Source organism: Nocardia sp. CA-290969 (assembly GCF_050936135.1).
Classification (GTDB): Bacteria; Actinomycetota; Actinomycetes; order Mycobacteriales; family Mycobacteriaceae; genus Nocardia.
In genome coordinates this window covers 261,009-284,805 of the sequence record NZ_JBNJNJ010000001.1, presented here as the reverse complement: position 1 = coordinate 284,805, position 23,797 = coordinate 261,009, and the positions used below count along the sequence as shown (strand labels likewise).

The window sequence follows — 23,797 nt, the reverse complement described above, 5'->3', positions numbered from 1 at the left end:
CGACCTCAGAGGTCGGCGATAGCGGCCAGCGGTGGGGTGCGGGCCGCGCGCACCGCGGGCCACAATGCGGCCAGCACACCCACGATGGCGGAGCCGATCAACATGTACACCAGCTGATCCCAGGGCACCGCGATCTGATCCAGCCCGAAATCGCGTAGCGTCCGCAGGAATCCGACGCCCAGCCCCAGGCCCAGCACCGCCCCGACTATCGCGCCGAACACCGCGATGAGCATGGACTCGAGGTAGATGGTGCGCCGGACCTGGGATCGCTGCGTACCGACGGCACGCAACATACCGATCTCGCGCCGCCGCTCCACCACCGAGAGAGCCAGCGTGTTGACGATACCGAGCACCGCGATGACCACCGCCAACGCCAGCAGCCCGTACAGGATCGCCAGCATATTGTTGATCTGTTTCGCGTTCTCGCCCTTGAATTCCTCGCGGTCCTGGACCTGGACGATGACGAATTCCTCGGTGGCGCGTTCCAGGTCGGTGCGCATGGCGGCGAGATCGGCGCCTGGTTCGGCCTTGATCAGCACCGCGGCGTCGGTACGCATGGCCGGCGGCATCGCCTTCTCGAAGACCGCGTTCGGCACGATCAGCGGGCCCAGTACCGGCGAATCCGCGTACACACCGGATACGGTCAGCGGGATCTCGGTGCCGTCCAGCGTGTTGATCGTCAACCGGTCGCCGGCGCCGACACCGTGCTCGGTCGCCTCGTCTTCGCCGAGCAGAATATCCGAATCGCCCAGAGCTGTTGTGCCGCTGCGGATATCGATATTCACGACCTGTTCGAGCGGGCCGTCCGGCGACGTACCGAATTCGTCGTCGTCGCCCACCTTCAACACCACTCCGCGCAGCCCGACGACCTCGGCCGCCGCGGGTACCTTCTCGCGCACCGCGTCGCTCGCGCCGGTGGGCACGCCCATCATCTGTGGCCCGGCGAGTACGTAATCGGCTTCCACGCCTTGATCGACGAGCCGGGAGATGCTGACCTTGGCCGATTCGCCGAGCATCCCGATCGCGGTGACCAGCATCAAGCCGAGTGTCAGCGCGAACGCGGTGGCGGCGGTCCGGCGCGGGTTGCGGATCGCGTTGTTGCGGGCCATCTGCCCCATCGGCCCGAACGGCTTGATCAGCCAGCCCAGGCCGGCCAGCACCGGTCGCGACAGCGCCGGCGCCGCGAACAGCACCGCGAGGATCAGAGCCAGCGCGCCCGCCCCGACCACCGCCGCCGCGCCACCACCGGTGTTGCGGGCGCCGAGTACCACCAGCACCACACCCACGACGGCCAGCAGCACGCCCGCGACGGTCCGGTTCCGCAGCGTTTCTCCGGCGGAGGCGAACTCCTCCCGCATCGCCTGCACCGGCGGAATCCGGGAGGCACGCCGGGCCGGCGCATAGGCGCTGACCACGGTCACCAGCAGACCCACCACGAACGCCACCAGTACCGTGCGCGGTAGTACGGTCATCCGCCCGGTCGGCAGCCCGAGGTCGAACGCGTTGAGCACCGCGGCCAGTCCGTAGGCGAGCCCGATACCGGCGAGCAGGCCGAGCAGGCTGCCGAGCACGCCGACGATCAGCGCCTCGGCGACCACCGAGCGCCCGACCTGCCCGCTGCCCGCGCCGACGGCCCGCAGCAGCGCCAGCTCCCGCAACCGCTGCGCCACCAGCATGGAGAACGTGTTGTAGATGATGAAGGTGCCCACGATCAGCGCGATCGCGCCGAACGCGAGCAGGAAGTAGTTCAGGAAGTTCAGTGCCTCGGAGATCTCGGCCTTCATCTCCACGCGGACCTGATCGCCGTTCTGCGCCTTGTAGTCCGGGTAGAGCATGGACAGCCGGTCGCGCAGCGTATCGCCGGGGATTCCGTCGGCCGCGATATCGAGGTAGGCGACGTGTGATCCGTCGGTGAACAGCTCGCGGGCCTGTGCCTCGGTGAACTGCACCCCGATGAATCCGCCGGTATCCGCGGCCGGCGCGTAGATGCCGGTGAGGGTCACATCGATCGGGCCCCCGTGCGAGGGCACCAGCACTTTCGTGTGCTCGCCGACGGTGAGACCGGCGCGTTCGGCGGCGGTGGTGTTGAGCGCGATCTGGCCGGGTGCGGCCGGTGGTGTTCCGGCGACGAACGGGTCCGGTTCGGCGACCGAGCGCTCGGGCGGCAGATAGACCGTGCCCATGCTCGGGGCGCCGCCGGTCTGGACGGCTTTCTTACCGGTGGGGTCGAGCAGTACCACCGCCCCTTCGATCCCCGGGGCCACGGTCCGCACCCCGTCCATGGCGGCCACCGCGTCGGCGACTTCCTGTGGGATACCGGCGGATTGCCGTTCCTCGGGGCTCAGCCGCACATCGACGCCCTTGGCTTCGCCCGCGAAAATGCCGTCGAAAGTACGCTGCAGGGTATCGGTGAAAACGAACGAACCCGCGATGAACGCGGTCCCGAGCACGACCGACAGCAGTGTCAGCACCAGCCGGACCTTGTGCGCGGCGAGATTACGCAGCGCGACGGTGCGCATAGGGTGTGCGGCCACTACCGCACCCCCACCGTGATGCGGGCACGCGCGGCGTCCCGGCCGGCCGGGCGAGCCGATCCGCCGGTGCACGCGCCGTGCTTCCGGTGCGCGGTTGGGTAACCGTGGATCACCGGACCTCCAGAGCCTTCATCCGGTCCAGCACCGTATCGGCGGTCGGATCGCGCATCTCGTCGACGATATGGCCGTCGGCCAGGAAGATCACCCGGTCCGCGTACGCGGCGGCGGTCGGTTCGTGGGTGACGATGACCACCGTCTGGCCGAATTCGTCCACCGCGGCACGCAGGATCGACAGCACTTCACCGGACGACCGCGAGTCCAGGTTGCCGGTGGGTTCATCGCCGAAGATGATCTCCGGCTTCCCGGCCAGCGCCCGCGCGCACGCCACCCGCTGCTGCTGCCCGCCGGACAGTTCGCTGGGCCGGTGGCCGAGCCGGTCCTCCAGGCCGAGGCGTTTCAGCACGGTCGCCAGCCATTCCCGGTCGGGTTCGCGGCCGGCGATATCGAGCGGCAGGGTGATGTTCTCCAGCGCGGTGAGCGTGGGGACCAGGTTGAACGCCTGGAAGACGAATCCCACCCGGTCGCGCCGCAGGGCGGTCATCTCCTTGTCCGAGAGGTCGGTGAGCTCGGTGTCACCGATCCGCACCTGCCCCGAACTCGCCGCGTCGAGCCCGGCGAGGCAGTGCATGAGGGTGGATTTCCCGGATCCGGACGGGCCCATGATCGCGGTGAATTCCCCGCGGGCGAAATCGACCGATACCGCGTCCAGCGCGGTCACCCGGGTATCCCCCGATCCGTAAACCTTGGTGAGTTCGATGGCACCGGCGGCAACAGCGGACCCGGGACCGGCCGAGTCCGTGTCGACAGCATGAGCAGTCATGCGTCCAGTCTGTCGGCCCGCGCCCGACCGCGCCATCCGGGATACCCCTGACCCGGCGTTCCCTGCCGTCATCCCCGGGTAGCGCGACGGTATGACGCACCACCACCGGCAGCCGGAACACACCTTCGCCTACCCGGGAGCGCAACCGTCCCCGTTGTACCCCTCAGTTCAGGGGCGCTGACTTCCACCAGGTGACCATCTCGGGGATGGTGCCGACGATGCCGTCGGTGTACATCAGGTACTGCGCCCGTTCCGGATGGTTGCTGAACACCGTGACCATTTTCGGGCCGTCGCTGTCCCATTTGTAGTTGGTGTAGGTGCGGCCGCCGTTGGTGTCGCTGGATTTCTCGGCCGTGGCCGGCAGGCCCTTGACCACCGAGTCGACCTCGTCGGCGGAGTCGTAGACGTAGATACGGTAGAACGGGTCGTCGTTGTCGGCGCCGCCGTAGCAGCGCCACTGCCAGGCCCATTTCCCGAAATCGGGTTCGCCGTCGTCGGGGCTCGGGGTGTAGCCGTCATCGGTTTCCCAGCATTTCGCGCCGTTGTAACCGATTTCTTCGTCCTTGTTCGCGGGCACCATCTGCGGGAATTCCTTGCTGATGGAGTCCGCGGTGGCCGGCACCGGTGCGACGGAGGTCTGTGTCGAGGTCTTACCGGCCTCGGTGTCGACGCCTTCGCTGCCACCACTGCTGGTGGCCAGGGCCACGACACCGATCACCACGCCGATCAGTACCACGAGCCCGATACAGATCGCGGCGATGAGACCGGTATTCGATTTCCGGGGCGGCGGCCCGCCCGGCGCGACCTGCGACATCGGCTGCGGATAGCTGGTGGGCCCGGTGTAGCCGCCCGGACCGCCCACGTACGGCTGGCCGACCGGCGCCGGATAACCCGGGCCGCTCCCGTAGGGCTGCTGATGCATATCGCTGTTCGGCCGCCCGCCCATCTCGGCCGGCTGCTGCTGGTAACCGCTCGGGTAGGACGGCTGTCCCTGCTGCACACCGCTGGCGTACGGCTGCCCTTGCTGGATGCCGCTCGCGTACGGCTGCCCCTGCTGAACTCCGCTGGCGTACGGCTGCGCCTGGGTACCGGCGACATACGGTTGCGGCGCCGCGGTACTGGGATAGGGGTTCGCGCCGCTGTTGTACGGGGCGTTCTGCGGCGCGTAGGGCGACGCCACCGCGGTGGGCGGCAGCGCCGACTGGATACCCGGCGAACCGGGCGAGGTCAGCGCCAGCTTCGCCGCCTCGGCGAACTCGCTGCACGAGGTGAAGCGGTCGTCGGGGCGTTTGGCCATGGCCTTGGCGAGCACCGCGTCCAGTGCGGGCGGCAGCTCGGGCCGGGCCGCGTGCAGCGATGGCGGCGGCGATTGCAAATGCCCCTGGATGACGCCGGCGGGATTGGTCGCGGTGAACGGACCGTTGCCGGTGAGCAGCCAGTACAGCGAACAGGCCAGCGAGTACTGGTCCGAGCGGTGATCCAGATCGGCGCCGGTGAGCTGTTCGGGTGAGGCGTAGGCCAGCGTGGCGGTGAAAGTGCCGGTCTGCGTGAGGTGCCCGGTGTCGTCGCGCAGCCGGGCGATCCCGAAGTCGGTCAGGTAGACCCGTTCACCGCGGCCGCCGGTCGAGCGGGCCAGCAGGATGTTGGCCGGTTTGACATCGCGGTGCATCACGCCCATACCGTGCGCGTAATCCAGGGCGGACGCGGTTTCGGCGATGATCTGCACGGCCCGTTCGGGGGGCAGTTTCTGCGGATCGACCGAGGCGGCGTCGATACCGTCGATGTACTGCATGGAGATCCACAGCTGCTCGTCGTCGAGCCCGCGGTCGTACACCGTGACGATATTGGGATGGTCCAGGCGGGCGACCAGATCGGCCTCCCGTTCGAATCTGGCGCGCACCTCCTTATCGAAGAACATTTCCCGATTCAGCAGTTTCAGCGCCGTCATCCGCGGCAGCCGCGGATGTTTCGCCAGATAGACCGAGCCCATCCCACCGCGGCCGAGTTGCCGGTCGATGACATAGCCGGCGAATACATCGCCGTTGGCCAGCATGTCCGCTCCAATTCCCGCCGCGCCGCCGGGACCCACCGGAAACGCGTGCGTAGACGAAAAGCGTGACCGGACCGCATCGGTTCGGTCACGCGAAATCATCGAAACCATAGCAGGAGCCGATACCTCACCGGCGGCTCTCGCCTCCCGGCTCACCAGCATGCGAACCACCGCACCACCGGGCAGGCGGGGGCCGCTTCGCACACCGAGGCATCGGATGTCCACCGGCCCCCGTTCCCCCGCTGCCCGCTACGCCGGCCGTTGGCGGCCGGTGTGCGTTCCGGCCCACCGGCCTCAGGGCGTACCGCCTGGTTGCGGTGGTGCGCCACCCGGATCCGGCGGCGGCGATCCGCCCGGCTCCGGTACCGGTGTGCTCGCACCCGGACGGCGGCGGAAACCGGGCAGGTCGATAACCGCGGGTTCGGCCGGAGCCGGCCGGGATGAATCCGGCCGCGGCAGATCGCCCGGGACCGACCGTCGCGCTCCGGGGCCGGGCGGCCGGAATTCGCTCGCGGCGGGTGACGGCTCGCCCGCCCCGGACACCGGCCGATTACCGGCGTGCCACGGTCCCGGGCCGGCGGGGCGGCGGTATTCGCTGGACGCATGCGGTGGCACCGGCGGCGGCCGCCGGTACTCGCTCGAGCCGTACCGCGGCGGTACCGCACCGGACTGCCGATACTCGCTCGAACCGTACCCCGGCGGTACCGCACCGGGCTGCCGATACTCGGTTGACCGGTACGGCGGCCCGCCGCGCACCCCGGGCTGCCCGAATTCGCCCGAACCGTATGCCGGAGGCCCCGGCACCCGGGGCCCGGGCCGCAGTCGCACCCCCGGCCCCGGCGCGTGCCCACCGCGGTTCGGCGGACGCAGTGCGTGCCGCGCGGCGGCGGCGAACTCGGTACAACTGAGGAAGCGATCGGCCGGGCTTTTCGCCAGGGCGCGCGCCAGCACATCGTCGAGTGCGGGCGGCAACCCGGGCCGGATCCGGCTCAACCGCGGAATCGGCGCGCGGAGATGGGCCTGGATGAGTTCGGCCGGATTGGAACCCGGATACGGACCCGATCCGGTGAGCAGCCAGAACAGCGTGCAGGCCAGTGAGTACTGGTCACCGCGATGATCCAATTTCGCACCGGTCAGTTGCTCGGGCGCCGCGTAGGCCAGGGTCGCGGTGATGGTATCGGCCGCGGCGATGGTGGTTTCGGCGTCACGCACCCCGGCGATACCGAAATCGGTGAGCAGCACCCGTTCCGGCTGCCCGATCGGCGGTTTGGCGAGCAGGATGTTGCCCGGTTTCACATCCCGGTGCAGCACACCGTTGGCGTGCGCGAAGTCCAGCGCGACCCCGGTATCGGCAATGATCTGCACCGCCCGCCGGGGGTCGAGGACGTGCAGGTCCACCAGCGAGGCATCGGATCCGGGCACGTACTGCATCGAGATCCACAGCTGTTTGCCCTCGGCACCGCGGTCGTAGACGGTGACGATATTGGGATGTTCGAGGCGGCCGGCGAGTTCGGATTCGCGTTCGAAACGCAGCCGGATCTCCCTGTCGGAGTACAGGTCCGGGTTGAGCAGTTTGAGTGCCACCAGCCGCGGCAACCGCGGATGTCTGGCGAGGAAGACCATGCCCATTCCGCCGACACCGAGCCGCCGCCGGATGGCATAGCCCGCGAAGTCCTCACCAGGCTGGAGCATCGCCGAATTCCCCCTCGTCGGGTCGTGCACGATTCTACCGGTGTATCTTCCCGCACCGCCCGGGCGCAACACGAGGGCCCGATGTCGGCAGCGGCCGATACTCTGACCGTATGCGCATTGGAGCACACGTCCGGATGGACAGCGACCCGATCGGGTACGGCGAGCGACTCGGCGCCGATGTCGTACAACTGTTCGTGGTGGATCCGCAGAGCTGGGACAAACCCGTCCCCCATCCCGCCACCGAACAGATCCTCGCCAGCCCGATCGATGTGGTGGTGCACTCCTCGTATCAGATCAATGTGGCCAGTACCAACAACCGGCTGCGGATGCCGTCCCGCAATGCGGTGGCCCTGCAGGCGCAGGCGGCCGCCGAGATCGGCGCGTTCGGCCTGGTCGTGCACGGCGGGCACGTGCGGTCCGACGAGGAGATGGAGGCCGGCTTCGTCAACTGGCGCAAACTGTTCGAACGCCAGCAGGACAAGGGCGGTTTCGCGGTGCCGATCCTGATCGAGAACACCGCCGGCGGAAACCATGCGATGGCCCGTCATTTCGACACGATCGCGAAGTTGTGGGACGCGGTCGGCGAGTTCGGTGCCGGGTTCTGCCTCGATACCTGCCACGCCTGGGCCGGTGGCGAAGAGCTGGTCGGCGTGGTGGAGCGGATCCGCGCGATCACCGGCCGCATCGATCTGGTGCACCTGAACTCCTCCCGCGACGCCTTCGATTCCGGAGCCGACCGGCACGCCAATTTCGCCACCGGCACCATCGACCCCGAACTCCTCGCGGAGGTGTGCCGCACCGCCGACGCCCCGGTGGTCCTGGAGACGCCCGAAGAGGGTATGGCCGAGGATCTCGCGTATCTCCGCGAACACATCGGCTAGACGCGTCAGCGCCGATCCGGGTGGGAGCGCGTTGCGCTCAGCGCGACCGCAAACCTTTCCGGCGGACGGGGCCGATGGTGTGCTCGGGAAGCGTTATCAACCGCTGCGAGCCGTGAGGTACTCCATGACATCCGAAAACACTTCTCCCACCGCACTCCCCGTCGTGGCCAAGCTGGGAGCCGAGATCGGTGCCCGGATCGACGGCGTCCGGCTCGGCGGCGATCTCGGCCCGGCCGCCGTGGAGGTGATCCGTAGCGCGCTGGTGGAGCACAAGGTGGTCTTCTTCCGCGGCCAGGACCAGCTGACCGAGGACGGCCAGTACGAGTTCGCCGAACTGCTGGGCAGCCCGACCACTCCGCATCCCACGGTGACCTCGCACGGTGAGAAGACCCTCGCCATCGACTCCGAATACGGCGCCGCCAACAGCTGGCACACCGATGTCACCTTCGTGGACCGGATCCCGAAGGCCTCGATCCTGCGTGCGGTGACCCTCCCGTCGTACGGCGGCTCCACCACCTGGGCCTCCACCGTCGCCGCCTACAACTCGCTGCCCGAACCGCTGCGGCAGCTGGCGGAAAGCCTGCGCGCGGTACACACGAATGTCTACGACTATGCGGCCCGCCACGGTCAGCAGCCGGACGCCAAGGCCCGCGAGCACCGCGCCGAGTTCGAATCGTCGCTGTACGAAACCGAGCATCCGGTGGTGCGGGTCCACCCGGAGAGCGGCGAGCGTGCCCTGCTGCTCGGGCATTTCGTGAAGAACTTCGTGGGTTTCTCGACCACCGAGTCACAGACCCTGTTCCGCCTGTTCCAGGACCGGGTGACCCGGCTGGAGAACACGGTGCGCTGGAACTGGTCGCTCGGTGATGTCGCGATCTGGGACAACCGGGCCACCCAGCACTACGCGATCAGTGATTACGACAACCAGCCCCGCCGGCTCACCCGCATCACCCTCGCCGGCGATATCCCGGTCGGCGTGGACGGCCGCCCGAGCACACCGCTGACCGGGAACGCCGAGCACTATTCGGTGATCGAGCAGCCGCAGCCGCTGGCCTCTTGAACCCACCGCCCTACCCCAAGGACCTCGCCGGGCTCGGCACAACCGTTTCACCGGATTCGACGCACAGCGTCGCCGGCCACGGCGCCGGCCCGGCGAGCTACTGTTCGGATCCGCAAGCTCGACGCTCGCGCGCCGACGGCACGGCCGCAAGTCGCCACGCACGGTGTTTCCCCTGGATATGGGCCGGCTGGTCGAGCCCACCCGATCCTGTCCGACCGCTGGTCGCGCCGTGATGTACGACCTTCCCGGCAAACCCGGTGACACCGTCCCGGCCGACGATGAGCGACACTATGTCTATGCACTACCGGCCACCGACAGATCTGCCCGTCGAGACACCGTTCGATACGGTGGCCGGCTCCGGCTCCGTCAGCGCCTCCACGCGCACCCGCAGCGGGACAACAATGCGGGTTCTCACAGGTCCAGCAGGTGCGGAAGCCCGCTGGGCGGAGGCGACTCGTTGAGGCGGCACCGCACCGCCCGCGGTCCGCGTGGTCGCCGGCGCGACGAGTTGCGGGCGCCGGCACACCGGCGCCCGACCGTGCACCCGAATCCGGCGGCACTCACCGATAAGCCGTGTGGCGGTGTGATGTGTGTCCGCCCCGGCCCGGGTCAGCCGGCGAACGCACCCGACCTCCGCGCGCCCTGACCCGGAGAAGCGACCGGCTCCCGGGTATCCGTCTACTTGCCGCCCTGGCGGGCGCTGAGGGGCGGGCGCGCGACGCTCACCCCCCGGCCGGAACCGGCCACCGTCCCACCCGAGCATCGGCGGCCTCCACCGCCCCGGGGTAGCTCCTCACCGGCCTCCCGGCGGGCGGGTCAGCGCATACCCGGCATACCGGCGAACAGGACCTCGAACACCGTCGGATGGTTCTGGAAGATCCGGGTCGACGGAATGAACGGGTGCACCTCCGAGGTATCGGTGACCACGTAGTCGGCGTGGCTGCCCGGTACCCGCTCCACGACGCCGTCACAGCGCGGCCCGCCGGTCGCCGCGACCTTGGGCAGGTCTTCGGGGTAGGCGTAGGCGGGTGCGCCGTACATGAAGCTCGCGTTGAACGAGGCGCCCGGATTGCGCCCGCCGAACAGATCCTCGGCCAGCGGCATGGCCTTGGCGATACCCCGGATCACGCAGCTCAGGGCCGGTTTGTACTCGTTGAGCAGTTCGCTGGTGGGCCGCAGCAGATCGAGTGCGGTGACCAGGTTCGATTCGTTCTCCGCCAGTACCGCCCCGGTGGTATCGGCCAGGCCGATCGTCTCCAGCAGCAACGTGTCGAAGTTCTGTTCGTTCTCGGTGAGGGTATGGCTGAGCACGGTGGCGTTGTCCACGGTGCGGAGCAGGTCGGGCGCGGTATCGGCGTAGAGGTCGGTGACCGCGGCGGTGGCCTGGAAATCGTGTCGGAGTGCCGGCATGCTCGGGTTGATCTCCCGCAACAGTTTGTCTGCGTTCACCAGCAGATCGCCGAGTTGTTCGCCGCGCCCTTGCAGGGCGGTGCCAAGTGCGGTGAGGGTGGCGTTGAGTTTCGCGGGCTCGACCATATCGAGTACTTCGGTGAGCCGTTCGAACAGCGTATTGAATTCGACGGTCACCGATTCGCCGCGCAATTCCTGGCCGGGGCGCAATCGGCCCGCGGGGTCGGCGGGTTCGACGAAATTCACGTATTTGGCACCGAACACCGTGGTGGAGCGGATATCCACGAGCGCATTGCCGGGGACCAGCGGCATCAGGTCGGGGTTCAGGTCGAGTTCGAGCCGCACCTGCCCGTTCTCCGATTCGACCGATCCCACGCGGCCGATCTCCGCGCCGCGGAATTTCACCTTGGCGTCGGGGTCCATCACCAGCCCGCTGCGCGGGACCACCACGGCGACGTGTTTTTCCGGGGTGAAGCCGCCGAGAAACATCGTCAGCGAGACGGCCACGACCAGTACCAGCATCGCGACCATGGCCAGCGCCGCGAGCTTGTACTGCACGGCCGCCCAGATCTTGCGCAGTGTCGTTTGTTGATCGGACCGGTCGGGTATGGGTACCACCACTCACCTGCCTTGCGACGTTCGGCGCCCCGGCGCGCCGAACAGAACCGGATTTATGTCCAGACAGTTGTCCATGTTATGGCTGATTCGACCCCGGCGGTACGGTTTTCACCGAATGCGCCCGGATTTCGCCGCGGCACGGCATTTGCGCAGGTAGAAAGTGAAAAAGGCCCGCTCACCACTGGTGGTGAGCGGGCCTCGATCATAAGCCGTCAGGGCATCGGTTACAGCGCTTTCTCGATCGCCGCGACCAGCGTGTCCGCATCGGGCGCGGTGGTCGGCCGGAACCGGCCCGCCACCGTACCGTCCCGGTTGATCAGGAACTTCTCGAAGTTCCACTGCACATCGCCGGCGGCACCCTCGGCGTCAGGGGTCTCGACGACCTCCCGGTACAGCGGATGCCGGTTATCGCCGTTCACATCCGCCTTCTCGAGCAGGGGGAAATCCACCCCGTAGGTGGTCGAGCAGAACTGCGCGATCTCCTCGGCGGTGCCCGGCTCCTGCCCCATGAACTGGTTACACGGGAAGCCGACGACGCTGAAACCGCGGTCGCCATAGGTCTTCTGCAGTTCCACCAAACCGGTGTACTGCGGTGTCAGACCACATTTCGACGCGACATTGACCAGCAGCACCGCCCGGTCACCCACCAGCTCACCGAGCGTGGTGGCCGAACCCGACAATGTGTTCACCGGAATATCTCGGACGTTCATTCGTAGCGCACCTGCCAACTCTTGATTCCGTTGATCCACCCCGATCGCAACCGTACCGGATCCGAGACGGATTTCAGGTCGGGCATGGCGTCGGCGATCGCGTTGAACATCAGGTCGATTTCCAGACGGGCCAGGTTGGCGCCCACGCAGTAGTGGGTGCCGGTACCGCCGAACCCGACGTGCGGATTGGGATCGCGCAGGATATCGAAAGTGAACGGATTCTCGAAGCCGGCCTCGTCGAAATTGGCCGAGCTGTAGAACAATCCGAGGCGCTGCCCCTTCTTGATCTCCTGCCCGCCCAGCACATGGTCCGCGGTGGCGGTGCGCTGGAACGCGGTCACCGGGGTCGCCCAGCGCACGATCTCGTCGGGCGCGGTCCGCGGGCGCTGCTCCCGGTAGAGCTGCCACTGTTCGGGGTTGTCCACGAACGCCTTCATCCCGTGGGTGATGGCGTTGCGGGTGGTCTCGTTCCCGGCGACCGCCAGCAGGATGACGAAGAAGCCGAATTCGTCGGAGGCCAGGCCGTCACCGTCGACGTCGGCGTTGACGAGCTGGGTGACGATATCGTCGGCCGGGCAGCCGCGGCGCTGCTCGGCCATGTTCCAGGCGTAGCCGAGGATCTCCGCGGACGCGACGGTGGGGTCGCCGTATTCCGGGTCGTCGTAGTTGAGCATCTGGTTCGACCAGTCGAAGACCTTGCGGCGGTCCTCCTGCGGCACCCCGAGCAGTTCGGCGATCGCCTGCAGGGGCAGTTCGCAGGCGACCTGGGTGACGAAATCGCCGCCGCCGGTTTTCTTCGCCTCGTGCACGATCCGGTGCGCCCGTTCGGTGAGGGCGTCCCGCAGCCCCTCCACCGCACGGGGCGTGAACCCCTTGGCGACGATCCGGCGCACCTTCGAATGCTTGGGCGGGTCCATGTTCACCAGCAGCGCACCGGTCAGCGCCATCTGGTCGGGCGTGATGTCACCGGGCAGCCGGACGATGGAACCTTTCTGCTGCGACGAGTACAGCTCCGGGTTACGGGACAGTTCCTTGACGTCTTCGAGGGTGCTCACCACCCAGTACCCGCCGTCGTTGAAACCACCCGAGGCCTCGTCGGTCTGGGCGTTCCACCACACCGGCGCGGTCCGGCGCAGCATCGCGAACTCCTCGACCGGGCTGCGCTGCTCCCACAGACCCGGGTCGGTGAAATCGAAACCCGGAGGCAGTGCGGTTGTCATCAGGATTCCTTCCCTTCGTCCGGCAGCGGACGCAGCGGCGCCTCCGGCTGCACCTCGACCAGCACCAGATGAGCTCCGCGCGGCGTACCGACGACCGCCGAGACCGCCCGCGCCAGATCGCTCGCGCGCAGCATGTACGGGTGCCGCGCCAGGCCCCAGTGCTGCCAGGACTCCAGCAGCGGGCCGATGACCTCGGGGGTGGCGTTCATTCCCATACCGGTCGACGTCTGGCCGGGCCGTACCAGGGAGGCCCGGATACCGGTGCCCTCGAGTTCCATCCGCATCTGCTGCGCCATGGCCTCGACCCCCGCCTTGGCCGCGCTGTAGGCGCCCTGCCACGGGCGCGGGGTGGGGGCGCAATCCGAGCTGATCAGCACGATATCGCCGCGGCGGCGCGCGAGCATACCGGGCAGCACGGCATGCGCCATCCGGTGCGCACCGATCAGATGGATCTGCACCTGATGGGCGAAATCGGCGGGCTCCATATCCTGGACGAGCGAGAACTCGATATCGCCGGCACCGGAGACCAGGATCTCGGTAGGGCCGATCGCGGCCTCGGCCGCGGCCACGAATTCGTCCACGGAAGACTGATCGGTGACGTCGAGCCGATGCGCGAAGGCCGTCCCGCCGTCGGCGCGGATCTTGCCGGCCAGCTCCTCGAGAATTTCCACCCGGCGCGCGCCGAGCGCCACCGGATGTCCCTGCGCGGCCAGTTCCACCGCGGTGGCCGCGCCGATACCGGACGACGCACCGGCCACGATGGTGGCCCGTTTCTCGGGATGGGGTTCGAACCGGGGCATTACCGCACCTCCACGGTGATCGGGAGCTTGGCGAAGCCCCGCACATTGCTCGAGTGCACGCGCTCGATACCGTCCTCGCGCACCCGGTAGGACTGCACGCGCGAAGCGAATTCGCGCAGGGCGACGGTGGCCTCCAGCCGGGCCAGGTGAGCACCCAGGCAGAAATGCACCCCGGCGCCGAAGCTGGCCAGATTGCCCTTCTCCGGGCGGTCCAGGTCGTAGCTGTCGCCGTCGTCGAACACTTCGGCGTCACGGTTGGCCGAACCGATCAGCAGCAGCACCTTCGATCCGGCCGGGATCACCTTGCCGTGGTATTCCAGATCCTCGGTGGCGGTCCGCGCGACCATCTGGCTGGAGGTGTCGTAGCGCAGGGTCTCCTCGACCCAATCCGAGACGCGCTCCGGATCCGCGGCGACCTTGGCGTACTGCTCCGGATTGTGAGCGGCCCAGTACAGCGCGTTGCCGAGCAGTTTGGTGGTGGTCTCGTTACCGGCCACGACCATCAGGAACATGAATCCGATGATCTCGTCGTCGGTGAGCGAATCGCCGTCGATCTCGGCGTCCAGCAGCGCGGAGGTGAGATCGTCGGTGGGCTTCTCGCGGCGCTCGGCGACCATGTTCGCGTAGTAGACGACCAGGTTCAGCGAGGCCTCGATCGCCGAGTCCGGGACATCGGTGACCCCGTCCTCGCGGTGCATGACCATATCGGCCATCCGGCGGATCTCGGCACGGTCGGCGGCCGGGACACCCATCATCTCGGAGATGACGTCCATCGGCAGTTTGCCGGCGACCTCCTCGATCCAGTCGAACTCACCGCGTTCCAGGGCCGGGACCAGGTATTCGAGGGTCAGTTCGTGGATACGCTCTTCCATATCCGCGACCCGTTTCGGGGTGAAACCCTTGAACACCAGGCGCCGCATCCGCATATGCCGCGGATCGTCCATGGCCAGGAAGGACATGGTGCGATGGGCATCGGGACCCCACGCGGCGGGGTCGAGGGAGACCCCGTTGGCATTCGACAGCTGCGTGGCATTGCGGAACGCATTGGTCACGTCGGCGTGCCGGGACAGGGCGTAGAAGTCGAGTTCCGGGTTGTGATAGAGCGGTGCCTCCGCGCGCAGCCGGGCGTATGTCGGGTACGGGTCCTCGTGAAAGGCGTAGTCGTACGGGTCGAAGGTCACCGGCTCCAACGATGCTGCCGTCATCGGATCCACCTCTGTTTCGATAACGAGTTCTCGCCGGGCGGGACGGTGCGCTCGCCGAGGGGAGACACATAGCTGGACATGTGTCTGGACGGTACCAGTGGCGGGCCGTTGCGACAATGATCGTACGGGAATCGACCGGTCAACTGCGCGAATATGCCGGGGTCGGGGCCGTGATCCGCCCGTCGCGCGCATCGCGAGGCGGGATCGGGCACGATCGGCGGGGAGCGCGCGAGGATAGAACCAGTTCTTGCACTACCAGAAGAGTCCGGACTATATTCCATACACCTGTCCAGACAGTATTGGGGTCTTTCATGAACAGTCTTCTGCCCGGCGACAGCTCCCGACTACTGATCGGCGGTAGCCTCGTCGCCGGCGGTAACGGCGTGTTCGACAATGTGAACCCGGCGACCGAAGAGGTCATCGGCACCGCGGCCGATGCGGACGCGGCCGATATGAACGCCGCCGTCGCCGCCGCCCGCACCGCCTTCGACGAGACCGATTGGTCACGCGACCACGCCTTCCGGGTGCGCTGCCTGGAACAGTTGCAGACGGCGCTGAAGGCACACGCGGACGAGCTGCGCGAGATCACCGTCGCCGAGGTCGGCGCGCCGATCATGTTCACCAGTGGCCCCCAGCTCGAGGGCCCGATCGAGGATCTGAGCTTCGCCACCCGGCTGGCCGCGGACTACGAATGGGAAACCGAACTGGGTGAAGCGGCGCCGATGGGGATCCGTACCCAGCGGGTGATCCGCCGCGAAGCCGTGGGTGTGGTCGGGGCGATCACCCCGTGGAACTTCCCGCACCAGATCAACTTCGCCAAACTGGGACCGGCGCTGGCCGCGGGCAACACCATCGTCCTCAAACCCGCCCCCGACACCCCGTGGTGCGCGGCGGCGCTCGGTTCGATCATCACCGAGGAGACCGATATCCCGGCCGGTGTGGTCAATATCGTCACCTCGTCGGACCATGCGCTGGGCGCACAGCTCTCCGGTGACCCGCGGGTCGACCTGATCAGTTTCACCGGTTCCACCGGTACCGGCCGCGCCGTGATGGCCTCGGCCGCGGCGAACCTCAAGAAAACCTTCCTCGAGCTGGGCGGGAAGTCGGCATTCATCGTGCTCGACGATGCCGACCTGGGCACCGCCGTGAGCTATGCCGGTTTCTCCCTGTGCGTGCACGCCGGCCAGGGCTGCGCCCTGTCCACGCGGCTGCTGGTACCGCGCGCCCGGTACGACGAGGCGCTCGAGGCCGCGGCGGCGACCATGGGCGGAATCCGCCCCGGCGACCCGACGAACCCGGGCACCGTCTGCGGCCCGGTGATCTCCGACCGGCAGCGGTCGCGCGTACTCGGCTATATCGACAGTGCCCGCGCCGACGGCGGCCGGATCGTGACCGGTGGCGGCAAACCGGCCGACCGGGACCGCGGATTCTTCGTCGAACCCACCGTCATCGCCGATCTGGACAACAGCGCCAAAGCGGCCCAGGAGGAGATCTTCGGCCCGGTTCTGGTGGTGCTGCCCTACGACGGTGACGACGACGCCGTCCGGATCGCCAACGATTCCCCGTACGGCCTGTCGGGCGCGGTCTGGGGTAAGGACCCCGAACGGATCCGGCGGGTGACCGACGGGGTGCGCACCGGAACGCTCGGCGTCAACGGCGGTATGTGGTACAGCGCCGACGCTCCGTTCGGCGGCTACAAACAGTCCGGAATCGGCCGCGAGATGGGGGTCGCCGGATTCGAGGAGTATCTCGAGACCAAGCTCGTCGCCACCGCGCTGTAAGCGCGCGACCCCGCCCGAAAAACCTTTCCCACCAGGCTTTACCACAGTAGCGAGGAGCTCGATCCCATGGCTCGTTTCACCGGCAGGACCGCCATCGTCACCGGCGCCGCACGCGGTATCGGTGAGGTGTACGCGCAAGCGCTGGCCGCCGAAGGCGCGTCGGTCGTCGTCGCGGACCTCAACGCCGAAGGCGGTACGGCCGTCGCCGAGAAGATCGTCGCCGACGGCGGTACCGCGTCGTTCCATCCGGTCGACGTCTCCGATCCCGAATCGGCGAAGGCGCTGGCCGATTTCACCGTCGAGAAGTACGGCAAGATCGACCACCTGGTCAACAACGCCGCCATCTACGGCGGGATGAAACTCGATCTGCTGCTCACCGTGCCGTGGGACTACTACAAGAAGTTCATGTCGGTGAACCTGGACGGTGCGCTGGTCATGACCCGCGCGGTCTGGGAGAACATGGCCGCGAACGGCGGCGGCTCGATCGTGAACCAGTCCTCCACGGCCGCCTGGGTGTACAGCGGTTTCTACGGGCTGGCCAAGGTCGGTATCAACGGCCTCACCCAGCAGCTGGCCACCGAACTCGGCGGCTCGAATATCCGGATCAACGCGATCGCCCCCGGCCCCACCGATACCGAGGCCACCAAGACCACCACGCCGGAGAACATGGTCAAGGATATGGTGAAGCGGCTGCCGCTCAAGCGGATGGGGACGCCGGAGGATATGGCCGGCGCACTGCTGTATCTGCTGTCCGACGACGCGAAATGGGTCACCGGGCAGATCTTCTGCGTCGACGGCGGTCAGGTGATCCGCTGATGAGCTCCGGCGGCGGCACCCGGGTGGGCTTCATCGGCCTGGGCGATATGGGCGCGCCGATGGCGAAGAAGCTGCTGGACTGGTCCGGCGGGCTCACCGTCTGCGATACCCGGCCCGAGGCCGTGCAGCCCTTCACCGACGCGGGCGCCGAGGCGGCCGCCAGTCCGGCCGAACTCGCGGCGAAATGCGGTGTGGTCTGTATCGCGGTGGTGAACGACCAGCAGGTCCGCACCGTCCTGACCGGGGACAACGGCGTACTGAGCAGCGCCGCACCCGGCACCGTGGTGGCCGTGCATTCCACCATCGGCGACGAATCGGCCGTCGAATTCGCCCGGTTGTGCGCCGAACGCGGTGTGGAGCTGGTCGACGCCCCGATCAGCGGCGGCGCCGCCGGTGCCAACAGTGGACGGCTGGCGGTGATGGTCGGCGGCAGCGAGAGTGCGGTGGCCGCGGTACGGGAACCCTTCGGCTGCTTCGCCGATCTGGTCGTGCACGCGGGCGAGGTCGGGGCCGGGACCCGGATGAAGCTGGCCCGCAACCTGTTGCATTTCATCTCGTTCACCGCCGCCACCGAGGCGCAGCGGCTGGCCGAGACCGCCGGACTCGATATCACCGCACTCGGCAAGGTGGTCCGCCACTCCGACGCGGTGACCGGCGGGGCGGGTTCGATCATGCTGCGCGATACCACCGCACCCATCGAGGAGGGCGATTTCTGGCTGCCCATCCTTACCCACGTACGAGAACTCGGGGAGAAGGACCTGTCCCTGGCACTGGATCTCGGCCGCCGGATCGGTACCGAACTACCGCTGGCCGAACTCGCGCTGGCGCGGTTCGGCGACGGCCTGGGGGTCGGGCAGGGCACGGTCGCCGCCACCCGTCAGGGCACGGTCGCCGCGGCGAAGCCGGGTGCCGCTCAGCGGGACCACGACGCCGCGGGGCACGCGACCCGTGGCACCATCGCCGAGCGCGCAGGCACCACCGCCGCCGGACGGGACACTGCGACCGCGGCCGGGCACGACGTGGCCGCCGACGGACCGCAGGGCGCTGCGGCACAGAACGACAGTAAGGACTCCGAATAATGGCCGACGCCACCACCCTCCGCCCGCTGGCCGCCGCCGAGGTCACCGCATGGGACCGCACCACCGATGTGCTGGTCGCCGGGTACGGGATCGCCGGGGTCTGCGCCTCGATCGAGGCCGCGCGGGCCGGCGCACAGGTGCTGATCCTGGAACGCACCAGCGGCTGGGGCGGGGCGGCGGCGCTGGCCGGCGGATTCATCTACCTCGGCGGCGGCACACCGTTGCAGCGTGCGCTGGGCTTCGAGGACAGCCCGGAGAACATGGAGAAATTCATGGTCGCCGCGCTGGGGCCGGGCGTGGACCGCGAGAAGATCGCCGATTATTGCCGCGGCAGCGTCGAACACTACGAATGGCTGGTCGCCAACGGGGTGCCGTTCAAAGAAGAGTTCTGGGGTGAACCCGGCTGGGAACCTCCGCACGACGAAGGCCTCATGTATTCCGGCGGGGAGAACGCGGCACCGTTCAACACGGTGGCCGATCCGGCACCGCGCGGCCACGTCCCGCAGATGAGCAACAAACGGACCGGTTCCAAGGGCGGCGGCTACATGCTGATGAAACCGCTCGCCGAAACCGCCGAAAAGCTCGGGGTGAGCGCCGAATACGACACCCGTATCCAGCGGCTGATCGTCGACGGCGACCGGGTGGTCGGCGTGCTCGCCAAACAGTACGGCAAGGAACTGACCATCCGCGCCGAACGCGGCGTCGTCCTGGCCACCGGTAGTTTCGCCTATCACGACCAGATGATCGAGGGTTTCGCGCCGCGGCTCATCGGCCGGCCGGGTGCCGCCATCGAGGAGCACGACGGGATCGCCATCCGGGTGGCCCAGGCCCTGGGCGCCGATCTGGCGCATATGGATGCCACCGAGGTCGCGTTCTTCGGTGACCCCCAGATGATGGCGCGCGGCATTCTGGTCAACGGCCGCGGCCAGCGCTACGTCCCCGAGGACACCTATCCCGGCCGGATCGGGCAGATGACGCTGTTCCACCAGGAGAACCAGGCGTATCTGATCATCGGCGAGGCCGCCTACGAGGAATCGCTGACCACCGAGACCTCCACCCCGTTCTTCCGGCAGCCACCCACCTGGGCCGCCGAAACCATCGCCGAACTCGAATCCGATATCGGCCTGCCCGAACTCGCCCTGCAGACCACCGTCGAGCTGTACAACAAACACGCCGCAGACGGGCGCGACCCACTGCTCGGCAAGAAACCCGAATGGACCAAACCGCTCGAGGGCCCGTTCGCGGCCTTCGATATGCGCGGGTTCACCGCGGGTTTCACGCTGGGCGGGTTGCGCACCGACCTGGATTCGCGGGTGCTGCACGTCGACGGTAGTCCGATCGCCGGCCTGTTCGCGGCGGGCCGCTGCACCTCGGGTGTCTGCGCGGGCGGGTATGCCAGCGGAACCTCGCTGGGCGACGGCAGCTTCTACGGCCGCCGGGCCGGGATTGCCGCCGCGAAGGCGTGAAACGGTACTGTCGGACACATGTCCGAAGGTGAACCCCTCGTCGTCGAAGCGACCCGTCGCCGCCTGTCCGCGAAACAGGCCGATACGGTCGACAAACTGACGAAGGCAGCGGTGGATGTGCTGACCCGCGAGGGGTTCGCGGGGATGACCATCCGGATGGTCGCCGCCGCGGCCGGTGTCGGCACCGCCACCGCGTACACCTATTTCTCGTCGAAGGAACATCTCGTCGCCGAGATCTTCTGGCGCCGGCTGGTGGCGGCGCCGTCCCCGGCGAGCGAGGATCCCGATCCCACGATCCGGGTGGTGGCCGAACTACGCGCCATCGCCATGCTCGTCGCCGACGATCAGGAGGTCGCGGGGGCGGTGACCAGCGCGCTGCTGGGCCGCGACCCCGACGTGGCCCATCTGCGGGCCCGCATCGGCCTGGAAATCCGCACCCGGATCGAACGCGCCCTCGGCCCCGACCCCGATCCCGAGGTCGTGGTCTCCCTCGAACTCGTCTACGCGGGCGCGCTGGTGCGGGCGGGTATGGGTTATGCCTCCTACGCCGATATCGCCGACCTCATCGAGAAGTCGGCCCTGTTGATCCTGCGCTGAGCAACGGAAGAAAGTTCGGTAACACCTATGGACCGACCCAAGCAACTCGATTCGCCTCTGGTCACCACCATCATCAAATACATGGCGAAGGTCAATACCTGGACCTACCAGCGCACCGGCGGGCGGATCGGCGGGAAATGGCGGGTCGGGGCGGGCTTCCGCAAACCGGTCCCGACGCTGCTGCTCGAGCACACCGGCCGCAAATCCGGAAAACACTTCGCGACGCCCCTGCTGTACCTGCGCGACGGCGCGAACATCATCATCGTCGCCTCGCAGGGCGGGCAGCCCAAGAATCCGCAGTGGTACCACAATCTCGTGGCCCGGCCGGATACCGCCGTCCAGGTCGGCAAGGACCGCATACCCGTCCGCGCCCGCGTCGCAGACGACACCGAACGCGATGTTCTGTGGCCGAAATTGGTCGAACTGTACGCGGATTTCGACAATTACCAGTCCTGGACCGACCGCAAGATCCCCGTCTTCATCCTGGAGCCCCGCAGCTGAATGTCGGCTGCCCTCGACGGCGACAGTCGCGTCGCCGTCGGGGGCCACCGGAATGTGCTGCCAACGTTCCGCAGGCACGTTCGATGTTCTGAACGCCTATCCCCGCGAATGCGGGGAGCCGCCGGCCATCCCGTCCTTCAGCAACGAAGGGATCATCCCCGCACGCACGGGGAAGGCTTCCGGCCCGGGCCGTTACGTGTCCGCAGGCGGCATCACCGGGACCGTAGGCCCGCGCGAGCCGGCGTCCTTCCCGTCAAGGTGCGGCCGGGACGTTGGCATGCTCGGCACCGAGAGTTGTATCCGGCCCGTGCCCGGTGTGTACCACCGTCTCGTCCGGGAGCACGAACAACCGCGCGATGGACGAGAGGATGGTCGGGTAGTCGGAATACGAGCGTCCGGTCGCACCCGGGCCACCTTCGAACAGTGTGTCCCCGCTGAAGAGCACGCCGTTGTCCGGCAGATGCAGGCAGCACGACCCCGGGGAATGGCCCGGGGTGTGCAGTACCCGCAGTTCCGCGCGGGCGATCTCGAAGACCTCGCCGGCCGACAACGCCTGGTACTCGACACCGGGATGGGTCTGCTGCCAGAGCACATCGTCGTCGGGGTGCAGATGGATCGGCGCGCCGGTGGCGGCCGAGAGGGTGGGCGCCACCGTCACGTGATCGTTGTGGGCGTGGGTGCAGATGATGGCTGTCACCCGGCGGCCCGCGACCGCGTCCAGGATCGGCTGGGCGTCGTGCGCGGCGTCGATGATCAGGACCTCGCTGTCGTCGCCGACCAGCCAGATATTGTTCGCCACATCCCAGCAGCCGCCGTCGAGGCAGAACTGTCCCTCGGTGACGACCCGGTCCACCCGCGCTGTCACAGGACCACCACCGAGCGCAGTACGGCGCCGCCGTGCATGGTGGTGAACGCCTGTTCCACGGCGTCGAGGCCGATCCGCTCGGTGACGAACTTGTCCAGCGGCAGCCGGCCCTGCCGGTACAGGTCGATCAGCATGGGGAAATCGCGTTCCGGCAGGCAGTCGCCGTACCAGGAGGATTTCAGGGCGCCGCCGCGGCTGAAGAAATCGATCAGCGGCATCTCGAGTTTCATATCGGGAGTCGGTACCCCCACCAGTACAACCGTGCCGGCCAGGTCGCGGGCGTAGAAGGCCTGCTTCCAGGTTTCCGGCCGGCCGACGGCGTCGATCACCACATCGGCGCCGAAGCCGCCGGTGAGTTCCTGGATCGCCTCGACCGCGTCGGTGGCGGACGCGTCCACGGTATGGGTGGCGCCGAGTTCGCGGGCCCAGTCGAACTTCCGGGCGTCGGTGTCCACCGCGATGATGGTGCCCGCCCCCGCCAGCCGCGCACCGGCGATGGCGGCGTCGCCCACGCCACCGCACCCGAATACCGCCACCGAATCACCCCGGCCGACATTGCCGGTGTTCACGGCGGCGCCCAGTCCGGCCATCACCCCACAGCCGAGCAGCCCGGCCACGGCCGGATCCGTTTCCGGATCCACCTTGGTGCACTGTCCCTCGTGCACCAGCGTCTTGTCGGCGAACGCCCCGATGCCGAGTGCGGGGGTGAGCTCGGTGCCGTCCTCGAGGGTCATCGGCACGCTCGCGTTGAAGGTATCGAAGCAGTACCAGGGCCGGCCGCGTTTACAGGCCCGGCACTGTCCGCAGACCGCGCGCCAGTTCAGGATCACGAAATCGCCCGGCTCGACGTGGGTCACCGCCGAACCCACCGTTTCCACCACACCGGCGGCCTCGTGCCCGAGCAGGAACGGGAATTCGTCGTTGATGCCGCCTTCGCGGTAGGTGAGATCGGTGTGGCACACCCCGCAGGCCTGGATCTTCACCACCACATCGCGCGGCCCGGGGTCGGGTATGACAATCGGGACGACTTCGACCGGGGCGCCGGAACTACGGGCGATAACACCTCGGACCTGCTGGGGCACTGCGTCTCCTCTCGGGGGCGGTCATGCGCTGTTCATCGCGTATGAGCACCGGCCCGGCGTGGTGACGCTGCGCTGCCGCCTCCGGGCCTTGACTCGCTCATGCGGTGATGCACGTTGCCGCATACGTTAGCCGCCCGCGGGGGTTGTTGCGTACGTCCCCGAAACGCGCGGGCGCTCGCATCGAAGCGCGCCGACGCCCGGTACACAGAACGGCGAGGCGCCCATCGGACGCCCCGCCGTTCCGGTGGCAAACCCTCAGATAACTCCCCAGGCCTGCAGGAGATAGGTCACATTGGCGGCAATATTCGTGACGAGATTCGCCAGATTCAGGGCCGCGGACCCGGCTTCGATCATCTTCCTTTTCCTCCTGATCCGTCCCGACCGGAGCCCAAGGTACCGACGACGGTCGGACTGGGCAAACGTCCGATTACCACGGAAAGGCGCCACTCGGCCGCAGCAGAATCCACCGATTCATACGCACAACTGTCCGTAATGGTGATCGGACACATGTCCCACTGAGTGCGCAGCGCGCGGCCGCCGAGGGTTCAGG

18 protein-coding genes and 1 pseudogene are annotated in these 23,797 nt (G+C 67.9%); 8 read left to right on the top strand and 11 right to left on the bottom strand.

From position 1 onward, the window contains the following. Positions 1-5: 5 nt before the first annotated feature. The 4 genes from ACQEVO_RS01425 to ACQEVO_RS01410 all read right to left on the bottom strand — a co-directional run bounded on the left by ACQEVO_RS01425 (position 6) and on the right by ACQEVO_RS01410 (position 7,156). The gene (locus tag ACQEVO_RS01425; protein ID WP_432922218.1) at positions 6-2,519 is read right to left on the bottom strand and encodes an ABC transporter permease; all 2,514 of its coding nucleotides are present in this window, start codon (positions 2,517-2,519) and stop codon (positions 6-8) included. A 124-nt stretch (positions 2,520-2,643) separates the two neighbouring features. Beyond that, positions 2,644-3,414 (bottom strand): ABC transporter ATP-binding protein, encoded by a 771-nt coding sequence (locus ACQEVO_RS01420; RefSeq protein ID WP_432907968.1) that lies wholly within the window; start codon positions 3,412-3,414, stop codon positions 2,644-2,646. A 163-nt stretch (positions 3,415-3,577) separates the two neighbouring features. Further along, the gene (locus ACQEVO_RS01415) at positions 3,578-5,467 is read right to left on the bottom strand and encodes a protein kinase domain-containing protein (RefSeq protein ID WP_432907966.1); all 1,890 of its coding nucleotides are present in this window, start codon (positions 5,465-5,467) and stop codon (positions 3,578-3,580) included. A 291-nt stretch (positions 5,468-5,758) separates the two neighbouring features. Continuing rightward, complete coding sequence (locus tag ACQEVO_RS01410) at positions 5,759-7,156, bottom strand: protein kinase domain-containing protein (protein ID WP_432907964.1); 1,398 nt, start codon at positions 7,154-7,156, stop codon at positions 5,759-5,761. Between the two features lie 110 nt (positions 7,157-7,266). Between ACQEVO_RS01410 and ACQEVO_RS01405 the strand changes: the two genes are divergently transcribed. Both ACQEVO_RS01405 and ACQEVO_RS01400 read left to right on the top strand, forming a co-directional pair. Further along, the gene (locus tag ACQEVO_RS01405; RefSeq protein WP_432907962.1) at positions 7,267-8,037 is read left to right on the top strand and encodes a deoxyribonuclease IV; all 771 of its coding nucleotides are present in this window, start codon (positions 7,267-7,269) and stop codon (positions 8,035-8,037) included. A 124-nt stretch (positions 8,038-8,161) separates the two neighbouring features. Further along, positions 8,162-9,097: a TauD/TfdA dioxygenase family protein gene (locus ACQEVO_RS01400; protein ID WP_432907959.1), complete on the top strand. Its 936-nt coding sequence runs from the start codon at positions 8,162-8,164 to the stop codon at positions 9,095-9,097. Positions 9,098-9,913: 816 nt separating this feature from the next. Here the strand turns inward: ACQEVO_RS01400 and ACQEVO_RS01395 are convergent. From ACQEVO_RS01395 to ACQEVO_RS01375, 5 genes are all read right to left on the bottom strand, one after another. Next, positions 9,914-11,038, bottom strand: a complete 1,125-nt coding sequence (locus ACQEVO_RS01395) for an MCE family protein (protein WP_432922215.1) — start codon at positions 11,036-11,038, stop codon at positions 9,914-9,916. 311 nt (positions 11,039-11,349) lie between these two features. Then, entirely contained in the window at positions 11,350-11,835 is a 486-nt protein-coding gene (locus tag ACQEVO_RS01390; protein WP_432907957.1) for a glutathione peroxidase, read from the bottom strand. Continuing rightward, complete coding sequence (locus ACQEVO_RS01385; protein ID WP_432907954.1) at positions 11,832-13,055, bottom strand: cytochrome P450; 1,224 nt, start codon at positions 13,053-13,055, stop codon at positions 11,832-11,834. Before ACQEVO_RS01385 ends, ACQEVO_RS01390 begins: the two co-directional genes overlap by 4 nt. Then, positions 13,055-13,855 carry an SDR family oxidoreductase gene (locus tag ACQEVO_RS01380; RefSeq protein ID WP_432907952.1) on the bottom strand — a complete coding sequence of 267 codons (801 nt, stop codon included), beginning with the start codon at positions 13,853-13,855 and terminating at the stop codon, positions 13,055-13,057. Before ACQEVO_RS01380 ends, ACQEVO_RS01385 begins: the two co-directional genes overlap by 1 nt. Then, complete coding sequence (locus tag ACQEVO_RS01375) at positions 13,855-15,060, bottom strand: cytochrome P450 (protein ID WP_432907949.1); 1,206 nt, start codon at positions 15,058-15,060, stop codon at positions 13,855-13,857. The genes ACQEVO_RS01380 and ACQEVO_RS01375 overlap by 1 nt, the downstream gene beginning before the upstream one ends. Before the next feature lie 311 nt (positions 15,061-15,371). Between ACQEVO_RS01375 and ACQEVO_RS01370 the strand changes: the two genes are divergently transcribed. The 6 genes and pseudogenes from ACQEVO_RS01370 to ACQEVO_RS01345 all read left to right on the top strand — a co-directional run bounded on the left by ACQEVO_RS01370 (position 15,372) and on the right by ACQEVO_RS01345 (position 21,300). Then, the gene (locus ACQEVO_RS01370) at positions 15,372-16,841 is read left to right on the top strand and encodes an aldehyde dehydrogenase (protein ID WP_432907946.1); all 1,470 of its coding nucleotides are present in this window, start codon (positions 15,372-15,374) and stop codon (positions 16,839-16,841) included. Between the two features lie 66 nt (positions 16,842-16,907). Further along, positions 16,908-17,657, top strand: a complete 750-nt coding sequence (locus ACQEVO_RS01365; RefSeq protein ID WP_432907944.1) for an SDR family oxidoreductase — start codon at positions 16,908-16,910, stop codon at positions 17,655-17,657. Then, a pseudogene (locus tag ACQEVO_RS01360) lies at positions 17,657-18,520 on the top strand (NAD(P)-dependent oxidoreductase); the annotation flags it as partial. The gene ACQEVO_RS01365 and the pseudogene ACQEVO_RS01360, both read left to right, overlap by 1 nt. A gap of 215 nt (positions 18,521-18,735) precedes the next feature. Further along, positions 18,736-20,202 carry an FAD-dependent oxidoreductase gene (locus ACQEVO_RS01355; RefSeq protein ID WP_432907941.1) on the top strand — a complete coding sequence of 489 codons (1,467 nt, stop codon included), beginning with the start codon at positions 18,736-18,738 and terminating at the stop codon, positions 20,200-20,202. An 18-nt stretch (positions 20,203-20,220) separates the two neighbouring features. After that, a complete protein-coding gene (locus ACQEVO_RS01350) occupies positions 20,221-20,799 on the top strand; it encodes a TetR/AcrR family transcriptional regulator (protein ID WP_432907938.1) in 579 nt (192 codons plus the stop codon). 27 nt (positions 20,800-20,826) lie between these two features. Further along, positions 20,827-21,300 (top strand): nitroreductase family deazaflavin-dependent oxidoreductase, encoded by a 474-nt coding sequence (locus tag ACQEVO_RS01345; RefSeq protein WP_432907935.1) that lies wholly within the window; start codon positions 20,827-20,829, stop codon positions 21,298-21,300. A 253-nt stretch (positions 21,301-21,553) separates the two neighbouring features. Here ACQEVO_RS01345 and ACQEVO_RS01340 read toward each other — a convergent pair whose 3' ends face one another. Next, on the bottom strand, positions 21,554-22,165 hold the full coding sequence (locus ACQEVO_RS01340; RefSeq protein ID WP_432907932.1) for an MBL fold metallo-hydrolase: 612 nt from the start codon (positions 22,163-22,165) through the stop codon (positions 21,554-21,556). After that, positions 22,162-23,247 carry an S-(hydroxymethyl)mycothiol dehydrogenase gene (locus tag ACQEVO_RS01335; protein WP_432907929.1) on the bottom strand — a complete coding sequence of 362 codons (1,086 nt, stop codon included), beginning with the start codon at positions 23,245-23,247 and terminating at the stop codon, positions 22,162-22,164. Before ACQEVO_RS01335 ends, ACQEVO_RS01340 begins: the two co-directional genes overlap by 4 nt. Positions 23,248-23,797: the final 550 nt, after the last annotated feature.